Annotated in this window: 18 protein-coding genes and 1 pseudogene; 9 read left to right on the plus strand and 10 right to left on the minus strand. The window is 42.1% G+C overall.

Annotation, left to right across the window (positions count from 1 at the left end):
* Positions 1–69: 69 nt before the first annotated feature.
* The 10 genes and pseudogenes from I6E70_RS20930 to I6E70_RS11900 form a co-directional block, all read right to left on the minus strand.
* Positions 70–372 (minus strand): annotated as a pseudogene (locus I6E70_RS20930) (hypothetical protein); the annotation flags it as partial.
* Positions 373–474: 102 nt separating this feature from the next.
* Entirely contained in the window at positions 475–903 is a 429-nt protein-coding gene (locus tag I6E70_RS11860) for a hypothetical protein (RefSeq protein ID WP_197188787.1), read from the minus strand.
* 114 nt (positions 904–1,017) lie between these two features.
* Positions 1,018–1,428 (minus strand): hypothetical protein, encoded by a 411-nt coding sequence (locus I6E70_RS11865; RefSeq protein ID WP_197188788.1) that lies wholly within the window; start codon positions 1,426–1,428, stop codon positions 1,018–1,020.
* A 396-nt stretch (positions 1,429–1,824) separates the two neighbouring features.
* On the minus strand, positions 1,825–2,595 hold the full coding sequence (locus tag I6E70_RS11870; protein WP_197188789.1) for an SDR family oxidoreductase: 771 nt from the start codon (positions 2,593–2,595) through the stop codon (positions 1,825–1,827).
* Between the two features lie 9 nt (positions 2,596–2,604).
* Entirely contained in the window at positions 2,605–3,504 is a 900-nt protein-coding gene (mmsB, locus tag I6E70_RS11875; RefSeq protein ID WP_197188790.1) for a 3-hydroxyisobutyrate dehydrogenase, read from the minus strand.
* A gap of 10 nt (positions 3,505–3,514) precedes the next feature.
* Positions 3,515–4,666: an enoyl-CoA hydratase/isomerase family protein gene (locus tag I6E70_RS11880; RefSeq protein ID WP_197188791.1), complete on the minus strand. Its 1,152-nt coding sequence runs from the start codon at positions 4,664–4,666 to the stop codon at positions 3,515–3,517.
* Positions 4,666–5,457: an enoyl-CoA hydratase gene (locus tag I6E70_RS11885; protein ID WP_166110970.1), complete on the minus strand. Its 792-nt coding sequence runs from the start codon at positions 5,455–5,457 to the stop codon at positions 4,666–4,668. Before I6E70_RS11885 ends, I6E70_RS11880 begins: the two co-directional genes overlap by 1 nt.
* Before the next feature lie 10 nt (positions 5,458–5,467).
* Positions 5,468–6,625 (minus strand): acyl-CoA dehydrogenase family protein, encoded by a 1,158-nt coding sequence (locus I6E70_RS11890; protein ID WP_010552837.1) that lies wholly within the window; start codon positions 6,623–6,625, stop codon positions 5,468–5,470.
* Positions 6,626–6,794: 169 nt separating this feature from the next.
* Complete coding sequence (locus I6E70_RS11895) at positions 6,795–8,285, minus strand: CoA-acylating methylmalonate-semialdehyde dehydrogenase (RefSeq protein WP_197188792.1); 1,491 nt, start codon at positions 8,283–8,285, stop codon at positions 6,795–6,797.
* A 125-nt stretch (positions 8,286–8,410) separates the two neighbouring features.
* Positions 8,411–9,592, minus strand: coding sequence for a thiolase family protein (locus tag I6E70_RS11900; RefSeq protein ID WP_024590172.1), 1,182 nt, complete (start codon positions 9,590–9,592; stop codon positions 8,411–8,413).
* 330 nt (positions 9,593–9,922) lie between these two features.
* Here I6E70_RS11900 and I6E70_RS11905 point away from each other — a divergent pair, with 330 nt between their 5' ends.
* From I6E70_RS11905 to I6E70_RS11945, 9 genes are all read left to right on the plus strand, one after another.
* Entirely contained in the window at positions 9,923–10,357 is a 435-nt protein-coding gene (locus I6E70_RS11905) for a MerR family transcriptional regulator (protein WP_024592405.1), read from the plus strand.
* Positions 10,358–10,413: 56 nt separating this feature from the next.
* The gene (locus I6E70_RS11910) at positions 10,414–11,589 is read left to right on the plus strand and encodes an isovaleryl-CoA dehydrogenase (protein WP_024590171.1); all 1,176 of its coding nucleotides are present in this window, start codon (positions 10,414–10,416) and stop codon (positions 11,587–11,589) included.
* Between the two features lie 10 nt (positions 11,590–11,599).
* On the plus strand, positions 11,600–13,207 hold the full coding sequence (locus I6E70_RS11915; RefSeq protein WP_197188793.1) for a carboxyl transferase domain-containing protein: 1,608 nt from the start codon (positions 11,600–11,602) through the stop codon (positions 13,205–13,207).
* A 12-nt stretch (positions 13,208–13,219) separates the two neighbouring features.
* Entirely contained in the window at positions 13,220–13,990 is a 771-nt protein-coding gene (locus I6E70_RS11920) for an enoyl-CoA hydratase/isomerase family protein (RefSeq protein ID WP_197188794.1), read from the plus strand.
* An 8-nt stretch (positions 13,991–13,998) separates the two neighbouring features.
* Positions 13,999–16,017, plus strand: a complete 2,019-nt coding sequence (locus I6E70_RS11925; protein ID WP_197188795.1) for an acetyl/propionyl/methylcrotonyl-CoA carboxylase subunit alpha — start codon at positions 13,999–14,001, stop codon at positions 16,015–16,017.
* Positions 16,017–16,913 carry a hydroxymethylglutaryl-CoA lyase gene (locus I6E70_RS11930; protein ID WP_197188796.1) on the plus strand — a complete coding sequence of 299 codons (897 nt, stop codon included), beginning with the start codon at positions 16,017–16,019 and terminating at the stop codon, positions 16,911–16,913. The genes I6E70_RS11925 and I6E70_RS11930 overlap by 1 nt, the downstream gene beginning before the upstream one ends.
* Positions 16,914–17,174: 261 nt before the next feature.
* Positions 17,175–17,873, plus strand: coding sequence for a CoA transferase subunit A (locus tag I6E70_RS11935; RefSeq protein WP_007580250.1), 699 nt, complete (start codon positions 17,175–17,177; stop codon positions 17,871–17,873).
* A gap of 14 nt (positions 17,874–17,887) precedes the next feature.
* Positions 17,888–18,544 (plus strand): CoA transferase subunit B, encoded by a 657-nt coding sequence (locus tag I6E70_RS11940; protein ID WP_077537942.1) that lies wholly within the window; start codon positions 17,888–17,890, stop codon positions 18,542–18,544.
* Positions 18,545–18,878: 334 nt separating this feature from the next.
* Positions 18,879–19,760, plus strand: a complete 882-nt coding sequence (locus I6E70_RS11945; protein ID WP_024590165.1) for a LysR family transcriptional regulator — start codon at positions 18,879–18,881, stop codon at positions 19,758–19,760.
* The last annotated feature ends 855 nt before the right edge of the window (positions 19,761–20,615 follow it).

Consider the following 20,615-nt stretch of genomic DNA (forward strand, 5'->3'; position numbering starts at 1 on the left):
TAGAATATAGAAGTGTTTGATATTGTTTTAATTGGCGTTTTGGAAGGGATTACGGGTGTTTGAGTGGCTTTATTTTAGGTTAAAAGGGCTTACCCTTCTTAATGTATCGTATTTCAGCTTTTCTATATTATGAACAAGGCAATACAGTTGCCACACAATAAAGTAAAGGCATTCACTTTTGTTTGACCCCGTAAGGTCAATTTATTCATGCCTTTGTTCACTGTAATGTTCCGCTTTTTATTTAAAGGAAAGCCGGTTCAATACAGCCGAGTCGTTTGCCATTCTTTAATAAACAGATATCGTCCCGATTGGGCTGTCTATTGTTACTTTCATTTTGTCTACATAGTTCAGCTTTTTGCGTGATTCATTATTTATAATAATGCACTCTTCATACTGTTTTTGTTAGCTTTTTTCCTAATGATTAGGATGGGTGTCATCCTAATCATTATTTGCGTCTTTACCATTATTGGCTTGTTATATTTTACTATTACACCAATTATCAAACCTTTGGGCAAACACTAAAAATATATAGAAAAAGCCACCGACAATAAAGGCAATTGGTACTGTCCATAATTCATGATTCCACTTCAAAGTGACACAAAGCCAAAATAAGCCAAATGTAGTAGCTCCTGCAATAGCATTCGTTGCATGTGAACCTTTTGAGTGTTTAATAGACAATGTTAACTTAGCAATTCCACGAGCTAATTCTCCAGAACCAATACAACCTATAAAATAACCGCTTAGTTCAAAGTTAACATTAAATTGCCAACCAAAAAGTGGGAATATTAGCCATAGGAATAAGAATCCAATTCCATAAGCAGCGGCAAAAACAAGAACAGTTAAAGCGGAATGTAACTCTTGTCTAGTTTGGCTATATAGGTATTTAATTACTGCTCCGAACATTTGATTGACTCCGACTCTCCGTAAAATATAACGCCGAGTGGAGTGGCTTTTTCTGTAGCGTAGCGGATTACACAAAAGAAGCCACGGAACAAACTGTCCGTCTGGCACGACTTGTTAAATTTTTTCATGCACGGAGAACACAACTGGTTCTTTACTATGCTGCTCTAGGAAAAGCCCTCGACTTAAATAAGTACAGCCGTGTAATTTCTTTAGCCCGCGCCCAATTTGACCAAACTTAATCTTATTCCCTACCTGACCAGATAAATACTCCATTGCTTCTGCATGACCCGACAAAGACATCGGCCGTTTATACCCAGCCCAGTACTCCTGATCATACGTCCCTTTAAGGAGGATGGAATTACATTTCTTGCTAATACCTTCACCAGTGAAATTCAGAACGAGATGAAATTGATCACCCTCATCGAACGGCTCAACGTATTCAGAAAGTAATACATCATAATATTCCCCACCTGAATATGCGTTTGCGCATGTGAAAAATAGAATAATTGTGATTATCTGCTTCATAAATTTAACAGCTTATTGAACACCACTTTGGGGGTTATAACACCCCAAAACGGCATATATTACATAACTCAATAATTCCACCAAACAACTTTAATGTAAACAAGTAATTACGTATGTTATAAAATTACCATTGTTAAAATACGCCAAAACGATTTTTAATAATGTTATTGGACAAAACACAAGGAACTGTCTATGCACAGTGAACATTTGAAGTTGAATATTATTCATAAAATTTATCTTTTAACGATGATTAAAGAGCTTATGTATAGCAAGCGGTTTACAACAAAATGCCAACGCCGTTATCAGCCCTTTTTCAAGATTATAAACTCCTCGATTTAAAACAAAAAAGCATAACCCAAAGAGCTATGCTTTTAATCAACCTTAATCCAGTTCGGTTTACAAACGAATGCCGCCGTCTATTTCAACCACGCGACCGGTAAAAAAGTCGTTTTCAATTATGTATTGTGCAGTATGGGCAATTTCGTCGCTTTCGCCTAAGCGCCCTACTGGCGTTACCGCGAGCATACGTTGTTTGGCTTCTGGCTTCATGGCGTCGGTCATGGCGGTGCTTATAACACCTGGTGCAATAGCGCCTACGCGTATACCAAATCGGCCAAGTTCTTTAGCCCATGTGGTGGTAAGTGCCACTACGCCTGCTTTTGATGCCGCGTAGTTTGTTTGGCCTATGTTACCTGCACGCGCTACGCTCGACATATTGACTATAACGCCGCCTTTGCCTGATTCAATCATGTGGCTTGCAGCTTCCCGCCCTGCTAAAAACACACCGGTCAGGTTTACATCAATCACGGATTGAAATTGCTCAAGAGACATTTTTTTAACAACCTTGCCATCTTTAGCCTTAATAAACATGCCGTCGCGTAAAATACCGGCGTTGTTTATAAGCACACCGATGTGGCCAAAATCGCTGTTAATGGTATTAAATACGTTTTCTACTTCGCTCTCATTTGTTACGTTTGCGGCATAACCTTTAATATTGCTAGTTACACCTTCAAGTTGCATAAGTTGCTCGCATGCGGTGTTTAATAAGTCTTGTGCTATATCTATTAAAGCAATGTTAGCACCTATAAGTGCAAACTTTTGCGCCATTGCAAAGCCTAAACCTTGTGCGCCACCGGTTATTACTACCGTGTTATTTTTAATTTCCACGCGTTGCTCCTACTTAGAAAACAGTTTAAAAATGGCACTAAAGTCATCACTACCCGCACCTTGGTGTTGTAGCATAGTGTATAAATTTTTAGCCATTGACCCCATAGGCGTTGATGAATTACTTTGCTGCGCGGCTTCCATGGCAAGGCCTAAATCTTTAGCCATTAAATCAACCATAAAGCCTGGTTTGTAATCGTTACTTGCAGGGGCTGTATCCATTACACCTGGGCAAGGGTTGTAAAGTTCAAGCGTCCAGTTACGGCCCGAACTTGCGGTCATTATGTTGCTAAGTACTTTAGGATCGAGGCCATTATTAATACCCATTTGCAGTGCTTCGCTGGTGCCTGCCATTAAAATACTGAGTAGCATGTTATTACATATTTTGGCTACTTGCCCTGCACCAATATCGCCTGCATGAAATATGTTTTTACCCATATCACTCAGCACTGTATTTGCTTTATCGAACGCGGCTTTTTCGCCGCCTACAATAAAAGTAAGTGTGCCTGCGCTTGCGCCTGCAACACCGCCCGATACAGGTGCATCCACGAAGCTTATGCCTTGTTTGCCAAGTGCAGTGCCTACAGTGCGTGCTGATTCTGCATCTATTGTTGAGCAATCAATTACTAATGTATTTTTGCTTAGCACATTAATTAAACCGCTGTCGTCGTTATTACCCAAATACAGCGATTTAACATGCTTGCCTGCAGGTAACATACTAATAAGTACGTCAGCATTGGTTGCGCACTGCTTTGCATCAACTGCTGCTTTTGCACCTTTGCTTGCAAGTTCATTTACGACCGGCTGGTTTAAATCGAACACACTCACAGTATGTCCAGCTTTAATTAAGTTAGCCGCCATTGGGCCGCCCATATTACCTAAGCCGATAAAACCAATATTGAGTTTAGTCATCGTCTTTCCTTTATTTGTGTGTTGCCGTGTCTAAGCCATTGAGTGGGTGGTTTTCGCCAAAGCGATTAGCAAAAAAGCTGTCTACTATTGTTTGTGGGACATCACTAAGTGTTTTGTACTGCCAATTAGGCGCGCCGTCTTTATCTATTAGTAGCGCCCTTACACCTTCTTGAAACTCACCTACTTCGCCAGCGCGAACCGACATACCCAGCTCCATTTTAAAACACGCTAATAAGCTTTTGCCTTTGCTTGTTTTTAATTGCTCACTAACGAGTGCGCAGCTTAGTGGGCATCCGTGTTTAAGTGACTTTTGAGCGCGCTGTAGCCATTTATCGTCAGTGGTTAGCCCTAAAATATAATCAACTTGCTCCTGCAATGTTGTAAATTCACCCAGCTTTTGAATGGTTGATAAGTTAGCTTTAATATTGCCTTTTGGCATACGCGCAGATTGGTTGTCTAAATCGGTTAATAACTTAGTTAAACGCTCATGATTTAAGCTTGCGGTTTTGCCCCATTTAGCTGCTAAAATTTGCGCAAGCATGGAATCATATTTAGTGCTGTCGATGAAGTGATCGGCAAGTGATACAAAACGCGCGTCGTCGCAGTTAATTGATGCCGACGTTAGCCCTAAAAATAGCCCCACACTTTGTGGCATTTTATGTAAAAAGTAACTGCCGCCTACATCAGGGTATAAACCTATGGTTTGCTCTGGCATGGCAATGCGTGATGTTTCTGTAACAACACGGTGGCTAGCACCGGCCATTAGCCCTAAACCGCCACCCATTACTATGCCGTTACCCCAAACAAGGATTGGTTTATCAAATGTATGGATAAGGTAATCAAGCTTGTACTCAAGCGTAAAAAATTCTTCAACTAAGCTTGTTGGTTTACCTTGCGCCATTGCATGATGAAGGCTTACAACATCGCCACCTGCACAAAATGCTTTATCGCCTGCGCCCTTTAACAACACCATTGCAATAGCATCATCGTCTTGCCAAGCTCGCAATTGCGGTTCAAGTAATTTGATCATCTCAAAATTAAGTGCATTTAACGCTTTTGGCGCATTGAGTGTAATAAGCCCAATTAAACTGCCGTTTTCTGCGGTTGCGGTTTCAAAAACCACGGGCTCATCGGCGTTATTTAATACTGTTAAAGCACTCATTAGCCGTTTACCCAGTTAGCGCGGCGTTTTTCTAAAAAGGCATTTACGCCTTCTTGTTGATCTTCGGTATCAAATAAACCAACAAATAACTCGCGCTCAAGAGGCAATACACTTGCCATTGGTTGATGGCGCCCTTTTTGAATCAATGTTTTACACGCTGCAACTGAGGTAGGGCTTTGCTCGCTTACTTGATTAGCTAGTTTTAATGCTGCCGCAAAGCTTTCACCCTGTGGTACTACTTCTTCTACTAAGCCAATTTGCAGGGCTTTATCGGCTTTTAAGCGCTCGCCGCATAAAATCATGCGTTTTGCCCAGCCTTCGCCTACAAGCCATGCTAAATTTTGTGTGCCACCAGCACAGGGTAATAAACCTACTTTAGCTTCAGGGAGCGCCATTTGTGCTTGCTCTTCCGCTATACGTACGTCGCACGCAAGCGCCACCTCTAAACCGCCGCCCATTGCATAGCCGTTTATGGCAGCAACCGACACGCCTCTAAAATTAGTAAGCGCTTCAAATGCTTCACCAAATACACGCGACATATCAGCAGCTACGCCTTTATCGCCACATGCAAATACGTTTAGATCGGCACCCGCGCTAAAAAACTTCTCGCCTTCGCCAGTCAGTACTAATGCATAAATATTTTTATTATTATTAAGCTCATTAACGGTATTTTTTAAATCAACTAAGGTGTCTTTTGTCCAGGTGTTTGCTGGCGGATTAGACATCGTTAAAATAGCAACATGACCTTCAATTGTAAGTTCAATACTCGGATTAGATTTAGATTCTGACATACATTGCTCCTTATAAAACGTCGCTTGCAGACTCAGCCAAAATACGGCGCGCAATAATTACACGCATAATTTCGTTAGTGCCTTCTAAAATTTGATGAACGCGTACATCACGTACATGGCGCTCAAGCGGGTATTCTTTTATATAACCGTAACCGCCATGAATTTGCAGTGCGTCGTTACATACGGTAAAGCCAACATCGGTAGCAAAGCGTTTAGCCATGGCGCAGTAAGTGGTTTTTTCAACGTCGTTATTATCAAGTTTAAATGCAGCAAGCCTTACCATTTGGCGCGCGGCTACAAGCTCGGTGTTCATATCGGCAATTTTAAATTGCAATGCTTGAAACGCAGCCAATGGTTTACCAAATTGTGTACGTTCTTTTAAATATTCACGGGCTGTATTAAGCGCCGCTTGCGCTGTACCAATTGAACATGTGGCAATGTTAATTCGGCCGCCATCAAGGCCTTGCATCGCAAATTTAAAGCCTTCGCCTTCTGCCCCTAATAAGTTATGCGCCGGAATGCGCACATCTTCAAAGCTAATTAGGCGTGTAGGTTGTGCGTTCCAACCCATTTTTTCTTCTGCTTTGCCGTATTCAACACCTTTTGCGTCGGCCGGGACTACAAATGCCGAAATACCAGCAGCACCTTCGCCGCCTGTACGTGCCATTACAACTAATACTTCGGTTTCGCCAGCGCCCGATATAAACATTTTTGAGCCGTTAATAACGTACTCATCGCCCTCAAGCACGGCTTTTGTTTTAAGTGATGCGGCGTCTGAACCCGACCCTGGCTCTGTTAAACAATAAGAGGCAAGTAACTCGCCCATTACTAATTGCTCTACGTATTTGTCTTTAACTGCATCGGTACCAAAACTTGCTACCATCCAGGTGGCCATATTATGAATGGTTAACATGGCCGTTGTTGCGGTACAGCCCATAGCAAGCTGCTCAAAAATAATGCTCGAATCTAAACGTGATAAACCAAGGCCGCCCGCTTCCTCTGGCGTGTATAAACCACAAAAACCAAGCTCGCCTGCTGCTTTAATCGTGTCTTTAGGAAAAATATGTTCGCGATCCCATTTTGCTGCATAGGGGGCAAGTTCTGACTCGGCAAATTGGCGTGCAGTTTGCGCAAAGGCTTGTTGATCTTCAGATAAGTTAAAGTCCATGGTAGACCTCTTTAATTGTGTAAGTTATGTTAGTTGTGTTGTTAGTGTTTCCCGTCACGGGAGTAGTTCGTGACGAGCGGCGAAGGCTTATGTGTGTTGTGTGTGAAGTAGCCTTCGCGCCCATCTTTATTATTAATTATTCTTTTATTTACTCATTTTTTAATTACGATTATTTTAAGTTAATGCTCATATTTGGACCCGACGCAATGTCGTCTTCAAACCAACGTGAGGTAATCGTTTTAGTTTCTGTGTAAAAACGAATGCCTTGTTTACCGTACGTGTGAGTATCGCCATAAAACGAGCCTTTCCAACCAGTGAACGAAAAGAACGGAAGTGGCACCGGAATTGGCACATTAATACCTACTTGGCCTACTTCAATTTCGTGTTGGAATTTACGAGCCACTGCACCGCTTGACGTAAATAACGAGGTGCCGTTACCGTAAGGGCTGTCGTTAATAAGTGCGATTGCTTCATCAAGCGTGTCTACAAACATACACGCCAGTACAGGACCAAATATTTCTTCTTTATATAAATCCATCTCTTTGGTTACATCGGTAAATAACGTTGGGCCAACCCAGTTACCTTGCTCAAAGCCTTCAACCGTAAAGTCAGAACCATCAATTAAACAAGTAGCGCCTTGCTTTTTACCACCGGCAATGAGTGATAAAATACGAGCTTTTGCTGCTTTTGATGTTTGTGGACCGTATGCCGCGTTTGCATCATCCCACACGCCTGGGCGTACATTTTCAAAGCCTGCTTTAATTTCATCTACCCACTGACTTGCTTGACCTACAAATACAGCAACCGAAATACCCATACAACGCTGGCCAGCAGCACCGACCGATGCGCCTACAAGGTTGTTTACAACGTGCGATTTACTTGCATCAGGCATAATAACCATGTGGTTTTTAGCACCAACACACGCTTGCACACGTTTAAGATTTTGTGTGCCTTTAGAATAAATATAAGCACCTACACCACACGAGCCAACAAACGAAATAGCGCGCACTGCTTTATCTTCTAGTAAGCGGTCTACTTGTGGTTTTGTACCGTGAACAACTTGTAATACGCCTTTTGGTGCGCCGGCTTCAATAAATAGCTCTGCTAAGCGTATTGGTGTAAGTGGATCTTGCTCAGACGGTTTTAAAATGAAGGTGTTACCACACACAATAGCCAGCGGGAACATCCAAAGTGGGATCATTGCAGGGAAGTTAAACGGGGTAACACCTGCACACACGCCAAGTGGCTGCATGTAAGAATACGTATCGATTTTACGCGCTACGTTTTCCATTGTTTCACCCATCATTAATGATGGCGCGTTAGCAGCTTGTTCTACTACTTCAATACCACGCCAAACATCGCCTTTTGCATCTTCAAATGTTTTACCCAATTCATGGCAAATAATGGTAGCAAGCTCATCATGGTGTTCTTTTAATAGCGCAGCGTACTTCATCATAATACGAGCACGTTCAGTAATGGGTACGTCTTTCCATGTTTTAAACGTCTCAGAGGCTGAGGCAATTGCCGCGTCCATTTCTGACTCGGTGGTGCATGGCACTTGTGCAAGTACTTCTTGAGTTGCTGGGTTTATAACATCGATAAGCTCTTTTGATGCTGATTGAATAAATTCGCCATTAATAAGTAGTGGTACTTGGTGCATGATTAAATCCTAGTGTGTGAGTTGTGTGTTCTCTTTTAAAATTGGTAGCGCCGCTTTGTTAGTATTATTAGTGCAGCGCTTTTATAGTTATTCGTATAGCTTTCTTATAACTGCTTAATACCTAGTTAATACGCTTCTACGGCCATAGCAACCGCTTCACCGCCACCAATACATAAAGACGCAATGCCTTTTTTAAGGCCTCGGTTTTTAAGGGCATGAATAAGCGTTACTAAAATACGCGCGCCGCTTGCACCAATTGGGTGGCCAAGTGCACATGCACCGCCGTTAACGTTTACTTTGCTTTCATCAAGTTTTAACTCGTTAATAGCCAGCATGGTTACCATGGCAAATGCTTCGTTAATTTCCCAAAGGTCAACGTCGTTTACAGCCCAGCCTGCTTTTTCAAGCACGCTGCTTATTGCACCTACTGGCGCTACTGTAAATTCACTTGGTTTTTGAGAGTGAGTACTGTGCGCTACAATTTTACAAAGCGGTGTTAAGCCTTGCTCTTTTGCTTTTGATTCGCTCATTAATATAAGCGCTGCGCCACCGTCTGAAATTGACGATGAATTAGCGGCTGTAATGGTGCCGTCTTTTTTAAAGGCTGCACGTAGGCTTGGAATTTTTTCTGGGCGGGCGTTACCTGGTTGCTCGTCAATCGAAACTGTTACATCGCCTTTGCGTGTTTGCATCGTATGCGGGGCAACTTCGTTATCAAAACTGCCATTTTGTATTGCTGCTTTTGCTTTACTTAATGAGCCTAATGCAAACGCATCCATTTGCTCACGACCAATGCCGTACTCGTCGGCGGTGTCTTGTGCAAAACAACCCATTGCTTTGTTGTCGTAAGCATCTTCAAGGCCGTCGCTCATCATGTGATCTTTTATTTCGCCGTGACCCATTCGCATACCGCCACGTGCTTTTGGAATAAAGTACGGTGCGTTTGTCATGCTTTCCATGCCACCGGCAATGGCAGATTGGATAGAGCCTGCTTTAATTAAATCGTTTGCAAGCATGGCGGCTTTTAAACCAGAGCCACATACTTTGTTAATTGTTGTAGCGCCAGTGCTAAGTGCAAGGCCTGCTTTTAACATTGCTTGGCGTGCGGGCGCTTGCCCAAGCCCTGCTGGTAATACACAGCCCATAATTACTTCATCTATTGCATCATTAGCTAAACCAGTTTGTGCAAGTGCACTGGCAATGGCGGTAGCGCCAAGCTCGGTAGACTGCGCATCACTTAACGCTCCCATAAAACCACCCATTGGGGTGCGTTTTGCTGCTACAATTACCACTGATTCTAAAGTCATAACTAACTCCGTTGTAATTTAATGCAAATAATTGTTAGTATATTTGCTCTATTAATTTAGTATTCATTTATTATTTAATACTTACACACAATACTAATGTTTACGCCAACGTCAACTAAAAACAGCTTAATTTTTAGTTTTATAAGTGTACGCATTATTTTCCAGCTGTTAGGTCACACTGAGGAAATAAAATTAACCTACTGAAAATTAATAAAATAAGTTAACTCTTCGCGCCAACACTCCTTTATAAATAGTTTCAAAACACACCAAGCTTTACCTTTACGTAAACTTCACTTATATTGGAGTTATTCGAATGAGGTAAATACAATTATGAAACCAGATAATCAAACAAACTTTGCAAGCTCAGCCAAAATGCCGGCTAGTAATGAACAAACATTTAGCATTAGCGAACTCGCTAAAGAATTTGACATTACAACCCGCTCTATTCGCTTTTACGAAGATCAAGGGTTAATAACGCCTGATCGTAATGGTCAAACACGTATTTATTCAAAACGCGACAAAGTGCGTTTAAAACTAATATTACGTGGTAAACGATTGGGCTTTACGCTTGCTGAAACAGGCCGTTTGTTTGAACTGTACGACGCTGATAAGTCGAGTGCTAAGCAGCTGGTTACCATGCTTGATTTAATTGCCGATAAAAAGTCTGACCTATCTCAACAAATGGACGACATTAAAGTTGTTCTTATGGAGTTGGTGACGGCCGAGCGCCGCTGCAGAGACACGCTTAATAAAATAGACGAGTAAGTTTATTTTTAAAATAACAACACACTGACAACACACACGTCACACAGGAATGAATCATGAGCACTATTTCACTATATAAAGAAATGAACTTTGGCCTTGGCGAAACCGCCGATATGATCCGCGACCACGTAAATAGTTTTGCGAGTCAGGAGATTGCCCCGCTTGCTGAAAAAACTGATTTAGATAACGCTTTCCCAAATCAACTTTGGGCTCAAATGGGCGAAATGGGCGTACTAGGTATGACCGTATCTGAAGAACTTGGCGGCGCCGGTTTAGGTTACTTAGAACATGTTATTGCTATGGAAGAGATTAGCCGTGCCAGTGCCTCTATAGGTTTAAGCTATGGAGCACATTCTAACCTGTGTGTTAATCAAATTAACCGTAACGGCACACAAGCTCAAAAAGAAAAATACTTGCCAAAGCTTATTAGTGGCGAGCACATTGGTGCCCTTGCAATGAGCGAGCCTAATGCGGGCTCTGACGTTGTATCGATGAAACTTAAAGCCGAGAAAAAAGGCGATAAGTACATTTTAAATGGCAACAAAATGTGGATCACCAATGGCCCCGATGCACACACACTCGTTATTTACGCTAAAACAGATTTAAACGCCGGCGCTAAAGGCATTACCGCGTTTATTGTTGAGAGCAACTTTCCTGGCTTTTCTACGGCGCAAAAGCTAGACAAACTGGGCATGCGTGGCTCAAACACCTGTGAGCTGGTATTTGAAAACTGCGAAGTGCCAGAGGAAAACATTTTAGGTAACTTAAACGAAGGCGTTAAAGTACTTATGAGTGGCCTTGATTACGAACGCGTAGTACTTGCAGCAGGTCCGCTTGGCATAATGCAAGCGTGTATGGATATAGTGGTACCGTATATTCACGAGCGTAAACAGTTTGACACCCCTATTGGTCAATTTCAGTTAATTCAGGGCAAAGTAGCCGACATGTATACACAAATGAATGCTGCGCGCTCATATGTGTATACGGTAGCTCGCTCTTGTGACCGTGGTGAAACAACCCGTAAAGATGCAGCCGGTGCCATTTTATATGCCGCAGAACTTGCGACTAAAATGGCGCTTGATGCGATTCAAATTTTAGGTGGCAATGGCTACATAAACGAATACGCAACAGGCCGCCTGCTGCGCGACGCTAAATTATACGAAATTGGTGCAGGCACATCAGAAATACGCCGCATGCTTATTGGTCGCGAACTTTTCACTGAAAGCCGTTAAGGATTAAACCATGACGATTTTAAAATCGAGCGTTAACCCTCACGATCCAACGTTTGTGCTAAACCATAAAAACATGTCGGCGCTGGTGGACGATTTACGCAGTAAAGTAGCAACAATTAGCCAAGGCGGAGGCGCGGCATTAAAGGAGCGCCACGAAGGCCGTGGTAAATTATTTGTTCGCGACCGTATAAGTACATTAATTGATGAAGGCTCAGCGTTTTTAGAAATATCGCAATTTGCTGCCTTTGGTGTGTACGAACAAGCAATACCGTGCGCCGGTGTTGTAGCCGGTATTGGCCGTGTTAAAGGCATTGAATGCATGATTATTGCAAACGATGCCACGGTTAAAGGCGGTACGTATTTTCCGCTTACCGTTAAAAAGCATTTACGCGCACAAGATATCGCCGAGCGTTGCCACTTACCGTGTATTTATTTGGTGGATTCAGGCGGTGCTAACCTGCCTGAGCAAGATGATGTATTTCCGGATAAGCTGCATTTTGGTCGTATTTTTTACAATCAAGCCCGTATGTCGGGTAAAGGTATTCCACAAATTGCCGTGGTAATGGGTTTATGTACCGCAGGTGGTGCATACGTACCCGCTATGGCCGATGAAAGCATTATTGTAAAAGATCAAGGCACTATATTTTTAGCAGGTCCGCCGCTTGTAAAAGCAGCAACAGGCGAAGAAGTAACAGCCGAAGAACTAGGCGGTGCCGATGTGCACTGTAAAGTGTCGGGTGTTGCCGATCACTACGCTGAAAACGATGCTCATGCGCTATCTATTGCGCGCCAATGTATTGAGCGCATTAACTACACACGCCCTACAGCCCCTCTTCTAGAAGATGTAAAGCCACCGCGTTATGATATTAACGAGCTTTACGGCATTGTAGGCACCGACCTTAAAAAGCCATTTGATGTACGCGAAGTAATAGCCCGCACAGTGGACGACTCATCATTTGATGAATTTAAACGCTATTTTGGTGAAACGCTGGTCACCGGTTTTGCCAGTATTTATGGCAATCCTGTTGGCATAGTGGCTAATAACGGTATTTTATTTAGTGAGTCGGCGCAAAAAGGCGCGCACTTTATTCAGCTGTGTGCTCAGCGCAATATTCCTTTAGTTTTTTTACAAAATATTACCGGCTTTATGGTGGGTAAAAAATACGAAGCCGAAGGCATTGCAAAGCACGGCGCTAAAATGGTGATGGCGGTTTCGTGTGCTGATGTACCTAAATTTACAGTACTTATTGGCGGCTCTTACGGCGCCGGTAACTACGGAATGTGTGGTCGTGCATTTGAACCAACCATGATGTGGATGTGGCCTAATGCCCGTATTTCGGTAATGGGCGGCGAGCAAGCAGCGGGTGTAATGGCGCAAGTTAAACAAGATGGTTTAGCACGCAAAGGTCAAAGCATGAGCGAGCAAGAAATCAGTGACTTTAAAAAGCCAATTATTGACCAGTACGAAGAGCAAGGTCATCCGTATTACGCCAGCGCACGCTTGTGGGATGACGGTATTATAGACCCTGCTGACACGCGTAATGTATTAGGGCTTGCGTTAACGGCTGCGAATAACGCACCAAAACGTGATTCGAAATTTGGCGTATTTAGAATGTAACCGGAGCGCAAAATGTCAGTAACACTACAAATAACAAAATCTAATGTGGCTGTACTTGTGTTAAGCCGCCCAGAAAAAAGAAACGCATTTAACAGCGAAGTAATACATGAGCTGATCCAATGTATTGAACATGCAAATACGCTTGATATTCGTGCCCTGGTTTTAAAAACAGAGGGTAAACACTTTTCAGCCGGTGCCGATTTAGCCTGGATGAAGTCTATGGCGGATAACAACTACGCCGATAACCTAGCTGATTCGATGCAATTGGCTAAATTAATGCAGGTGCTGGCAAACTCGCCCCACCCTACAATTTGTGCTGTGCAAGGTGCTGCTTTTGGTGGTGCACTGGGCTTAATTGCCTGTTGCGACATAGCCCTTAGTAAAGACGATGCGCAATTTTGTTTAAGCGAAGTAAAGCTTGGCCTTATTCCGGCTGTTATTAGCCCGTATGTCATTAAAGCCATTGGTGAGCGCGCTGCTCGCAGGTACTTTTTAACGGCTGAAGTGTTTGATGCACATACTGCTAAACAACTTGGTTTAATTCATCAAGTAACCGGTAATTTAGACTGTGCCCTCGATAATATGCTGCAAACACTAATTGATAACGGACCTGTTGCAGTAAAAGCCGCAAAAGCATTAATTAACGATGTAGCAAATAAACCAATTACCAATGAACTCATTGAGCTTACCGCAGAGCGTATTGCAAAAATTCGCGTATCTGAAGAAGGTCAAGAAGGGCTAACTGCTTTTTTTGATAAACGCCCACCCGCTTGGCAACTGTAGGATTGATTATGAACACACAACGATTACAAAAAATACTGATTGCCAATCGTGGAGAAATTGCGTGTCGAGTAATGCGCAGTGCAAAACAAATGGGCTTAACCACGGTCGCGGTTTATTCTGATGCAGACAAACATGCCGGGCACGTAAAAATGGCTGACGAGGCTTACCATATTGGTGCTGCACCAAGTAAAGATTCGTATTTAGTAGCAGACAAAATTTTACAAGTTGCCAAAGACTGCGGCGCTGATTGTATTCATCCAGGGTATGGTTTTTTATCTGAAAACAGCGAATTTGCTAAAGCCTGCGAAGCTAACAACATTGCTTTTGTAGGACCACCAGCAAGTAGCATTGAAGCAATGGGATCTAAAACCCGCGCTAAAGAAATAATGGCAGCTGCTAATGTGCCGTTAGTACCTGGTTATTATGGTGATAAACAAGACCCTGCTTTTTTACAAAGTGAAGCTGAAAAAATTGGCTACCCTGTACTAATTAAAGCCGCCTTTGGCGGCGGCGGTAAAGGCATGCGTGTGGTTGAAAAAGCACAAGACTTTATGAGCGCATTACAAGGTGCGCAACGTGAAGCCATTGCCGGTTTTGGTAACGATTTAGTATTGCTTGAACGTTACGTAAACCAGCCTCGCCATGTGGAAGTGCAAGTATTTGCAGATAACCATGGCAACTGTGTTTATTTAGGCGATCGTGATTGTTCTTTGCAACGTCGTCATCAAAAAGTAATTGAAGAAGCCCCGGCTCCGGGTTTATCTGACGAACTACGTAAAGAAATGGGCGAAGCGGCTGTACGTTGTGCATTGGCTATAAATTATAGAGGTGCAGGTACGGTTGAGTTTTTACTGTGTGGCGATGAATTTTTCTTTATGGAAATGAATACGCGCCTTCAAGTAGAACACCCAGTGACCGAAATGGTAACCGGTGTAGATTTAGTCAATTGGCAAATTAATATTGCGGGTGGGCAAACACTGCCACTGACACAAAGTGATATTCAATTGCAGGGTCATAGCTTTGAAGCGCGAATATACGCAGAAGATCCACCTAACGACTTTATCCCGTGCTCAGGCACTATTGAAGCACTACATACACCGCTTAACAGCGAATTTGTACGCATTGATACAGGCATTGCACAAGGCGACGAAATTAGCCCGTTTTACGATCCGATGATTGCAAAACTTATTGTGCACGACGACAATCGCGAACAAGCACTGAGCCGTTTACAACAAGCCCTTGAGCAATTTCATTTAGCGGGTTTTAGCACTAACATTGGCTTTTTACATAACTTAGCAAGCCACCCTACGTTTAAACAAGGTGCGCCAAGTACACACTTTATTGCAGAGCAAGGCGACTCGTTAGTTGCGGTTGATAAATCGTTATTACAAGCAAGCCAACTTATAGGTGCTTTTGCGTATTTAGAATCGTTAACTAATACCCAAAATACGCAAAACAGTGCAAGCCCGTGGCAACAACTGAGTGGTTTTACACTCAATGCACCGCAAGTAATTAAAATCCCTTTTGCTGATTTACAGCTAAGCGCTATAAAAACCACAGCGGGCTATAGTATTACGCATAACGAGCATGTATTTAACCTACAAGGCACATTAAATAGTGGTCTTTGCAGTGTATTTATTAACGGTGAAAAACATAGCGCGCACGTAACTACGGTAGGTAATAATACTGTTGGCAATAATACCGTAGCCAATATTGTCACTGTTATGAATAAAGCACTGCAAACTAAGCTTGAACTAGTTGATAAGCATTATATTAGTTCGCACGAAAGCGAAGCACTGCCACTTGCCGCGCCGCTTAATGGCACGGTAGTTAAGCACTTAATCGACATTGGTAGCACAATTACCAAAGGTGATGCGGTTGTTATTATTGAAGCCATGAAAATGGAATACACGCTTAACGCACCGCATGACGGCATTTTAAAAAGCTATTGTTTTGGTGAAGGTGAATTGGTAACGCATGGTGCTCTGCTTGCTATAGTAGAAGATACAACAGAGGAAGGTGCATAATGAGTGCCTTTCCAAGTAAAGTACGTATTGTTGAAGTTGGCGCGCGAGACGGCCTACAAAACGAAAAAACAGTAAGCACAGCCAATAAAGTAGCACTTATTAACGCCCTAAGTGCTGCAGGTTTAAAAGATATTGAAGCAGGCGCGTTTGTCTCCCCTAAATGGGTGCCGCAAATGGCAGACTCAGCGGATGTAATATCAGCCCTTAATTTACCCGATGTAAATTTAAGTGCCCTTACACCTAACTTAAAAGGTGCACATGCAGCGCACGCTGCCGGCATTAAAGAGTTTGCAATATTTACCGCTGCAAGTGAGTCGTTTTGTCAAAAAAACATAAACTGCTCAATAGATGAGAGTATTGAACGCTTTAGCGAAGTAATGGCGTTTGCTAAAGCGAATAATATCCGCGTACGTGGTTATGTAAGCTGTGTGCTAGGTTGCCCTTATGAGGGTGAAATTAACCCGCAAGCAGTACTGAGTGTATCGCAAAAGCTAATAGATTTAGGATGTTACGAAGTAAGCCTTGGCGATACCATTGGTGTTGGCACCGCTAAAAAAGTAACGCAATTAATCGAGTTACTTTTAACGCACATTGATAAAGCCAAGTTGGCCGTGCATTTTCATGATACTTACGGTCAAGCGCTTACAAATATTTACGCAGCCTTAAGCCTAGGTATAGCAACGGTTGACGCGGCAGTTGCAGGCCTTGGAGGCTGTCCTTATGCTAAGGGTGCGTCAGGAAATGTTGCCACCGAAGATGTAGTTTACTTGCTGCAAGGGCTTGGCATTGAACACGGAATTGATTTACAAAGGTTAAGTGACGCTGGCTGGGAGATAACCAAAGCACTTGGTAAGCAACCTGTGAGCAAAGTATCTGTGGCACTACACACTAAATAACCTGAGCTCTGGATAGTAAATCTATCTCGAGCAGCTATTTTCAGCACTAACTGCGTTGAATTTACTTGCAATAGGCCAGCTATTGACGCGTAAATTCGCCTTGTTTTCACTGAAAATCTCTGGCTAGAGAAAATAAATTTAAATATCACCCTGATTCATATGTTAGTAAATCTATTAACCAGAGTTCAGGTTAAATAGCTATCTTATAAAATGATAATTCACGATAGTTAACAATAAATAGCACACAATGAGGAGAGACTCATGGCCGGTTTTGATAAGGTAGTTTATAGCTACGAAGCTGCAATGGAAGGATTAAAAGACGGCGATACCATTATTGCCGGTGGTTTTGGTTTATGTGGTATTCCTGAGGGCTTAATTAAACAAATTAAGCACATGCAAACAAAAAACTTAACCGTGGTATCTAATAACTGTGGTGTTGATGACTTTGGTTTAGGTATTTTATTACAAGACAAGCAAATTAAAAAAGTAATTGCCTCATACGTTGGCGAAAACGCCCTATTCGAGCAGCAGTTATTGAGTGGCGAAATTGATGTAGAGCTTACACCTCAAGGTACACTTGCTGAAAAAATGCGTGCTGGTGGCGCGGGTATACCTGCGTTTTACACCGCTACCGGTTACGGTACTCCTGTGGCTGAAGGCAAAGACGTAAAAGAATTCAATGGTCGCCCGTATATTTTAGAAGAGTCTATAACAGGTGAATTTGCCATAGTAAAAGCATGGAAAGCCGATCGTTACGGTAATTTAGTGTTTAGACACACCGCCATGAACTTTAATCCAATGGCAGCAACGGCTGGCAAAATTACCGTTGCCGAAGTAGAAGAAATTGTAGAGCCGGGTGAGCTTGAACCAAGCCAAATTCATACACCGGGTATTTTTGTAAATCGCGTTATTAAAGGCAACTTTGAAAAACGCATTGAACGTGTAACAACACGAGATTAAGCAGGAGCATAATTATGGCATTATCACGTGAACAAGTTGCAATGCGCGTTGCACAAGAACTTCAAGACGGTTACTACGTAAATTTGGGCATAGGAATTCCGACACTCGTCGCAAACTATGTACCGGATGATATTGAAGTTATGTTACAGTCCGAAAATGGCCTTTTAGGCATGGGTCCGTACCCTACTAAAGCAGAGCTAGATGCCGATATGATTAACGCGGGTAAAGAAACCGTGACAGCAGCTAAAGGTGCAGCCATATTTAATAGTGCAGATAGTTTTGCCATGATACGGGGTGGTCATGTAGACTTAACTGTTCTGGGTGCATTTGAAGTTGACCAGAACGGCAACATCGCATCGTGGATGATCCCTAAAAAGCTGATTAAAGGCATGGGTGGCGCGATGGATTTAGTCGCTGGCGCGAAAAATATTATTGTTACTATGACCCATGCAAGTAAGCATGGTGACTCTAAACTATTAGAGTCCTGCTCTTTACCGCTTACTGGCGTTAATTGCGTAAAAAAAATAGTAACAGATTTAGCCGTATTAGAAGTTAAAGACGGCGCATTTCATTTATTAGAACGCGCTCCGGGCGTTACTGTTGATGAAATCATTAGTAAAACAGCAGGTAAATTACTTGTTGACGGTGAAGTACCAGAAATGGTTTTTTAGGCTTTAGCTTAAAAATAACGCTTTACCCTGTACCGACCTCATTCCCAGTGCCAATGGCGCTGAGTTACCCAAAATCCCTCTCACGAGGGATTTTTTTTATCTTTTGCCATTATTTTTACCGTCATTCATACATCTGTAGTAAATTTTATCTATAATACAAATATAAATTAAATGTAAGCGCTTAGATTCTTTGCACTATTTTGTGGATAGTCTGCACCCTTTTTGTGAACTAGCGTTAAATTTATTTTTAACCTACTGATATTTATGTATTAAATAGTTGGTTCAAATTTTGCCTAAGTAAGGCGTCTCAATAAATTAAATAATTCTGGAAAACATGCAAACTCCTATTCGTGGCCTTCGCTCTTTTTGCTTTGCCGCAAGAAGCCTAAGTTTTAAGCATGCAGCTAATGAGCTGTACTTAACGCCGTCTGCGGTAAGCCATCAAATAAAACAACTTGAAGAACAACTTGGTATTGAACTTTTTCAACGTAAAACGCGTTCAATTAGCTTAACCACAGCGGGTAAAAACTTTTTTGATGCTGTGTCTCCTATCATCACAATGTTAGAGGGCACCATTAACGAGTTTAGTCAGATGCAGCAAAATACAAATTTGACAATTACGTTGCCTGAGTTTTTTGCCAGCGAGCTACTCATGCCTAAATTAAGTGAGTGGACGTCAGAGCATCCTAATATAAACCTGCAAATGGACACGCTTAAAACACGCAAAGAGTTAACGCGTCATAGCGATTTATCTATTGTATTGTCCTCTGGTAAACCTACTGAAGGGTTAGCGACTGAGTTGTTTAACCTTGAATATATCCCTGCATGTAATAAAAAATTGCTCGATCAATGGAGGGACGATCATCGTCAAGCGCTTAACCAAGTTCCCCTCATCCTCCACAAGGCTCGCCCTTGGGCATGGCACCAGTGGGCCGAAAAAGCGGGTATTGATGACTTTTCTCCTTCGCAGATTATTCAAATAGATAGCATGTTTGGTGTAGCGCGTGCAGCGCAGCAAGGCATGGGCATTGCGCTTATTCCACTGCCTATTAGTCAAAGCTGGTTAGATGAGCAATGGCTGTACAAATTATTCGAGCAGCCTTTAACAACTAAAGATAAATACTATTTAGTGCAGCACGAATCAAGCACGCCTAATCACCCGCTTGATTTATTTGCGAAGTGGGTTGTAAATACGTTTAGAAAAATCCAAGAATAATCCCCTATTAGACGAGTTCAGTAATACAACCCACTCTGTGTTTTATTACTGAACTCGTCTAAACCTCTCTGCAATTTTTAATAATATTTTTTATTTAAATACATAAACTTAACGCCGATCATTAGACTAAAGTCTATAGTTTAATTTTTTTCACTCATTGGTTTCATTTTTATCGTTTGTCGAAAATAAGGTTAAATATTAAAGTTACTTCATCAGCTCAAAACAACTTAGTTAATTTGTTTTTTAAGAGCAATAAATGCAACCTTTTGAGTTTTAGTAACTCAAACTTAGCAGTTAAAAGAATCTTATATTGTGTGTGTAAGATGTTGTCAGTGTGAAAAAGCGGTTCAAGTTAGGTGGTGACTTGGCTTGAACTGTTTTTATTCTTGGCTCAACCACATGATATGCATTACAAAGCTACTAAAGCGTAGCAAACCGAATCTTTATATTGTGTGTGAAGATGTTGTCAGTGTGAAAAGCGGTTCAAGTTAGGTGGTGACTTGGCTTGAACTGTTTTTATTCTTGGCTCAATCACATGATATGCATTACCAGGCTACTAAAGCGTAGCAAACAGAATCTTTATATTGTGTGTGAAGATGTTGTCAGTGTGAAAAAGCGGTTCAAGTTAGGTGGTGACTTGGCTTGAACTGTTTTTATTCTTGGCTCAAACCACATGATATGCATTACAAGGCTACGTAAGCGTAGTAAACAGAATCTTTATATTGTGTGTGAAGATGTTGTCAGTGTGAAAAGCGGTTCAAGTTAGGTGGTGACTTGGCTTGGACTGTTTTTATTATTAAGCACATACATAATATAGTTATATACAGGTTAATACCTTTTAAAAAGCCCCGTAAG

The organism is Pseudoalteromonas sp. NGC95, assembly GCF_015864705.1.
Lineage (GTDB): Bacteria > Pseudomonadota > Gammaproteobacteria > Enterobacterales > Alteromonadaceae > Pseudoalteromonas > Pseudoalteromonas arctica.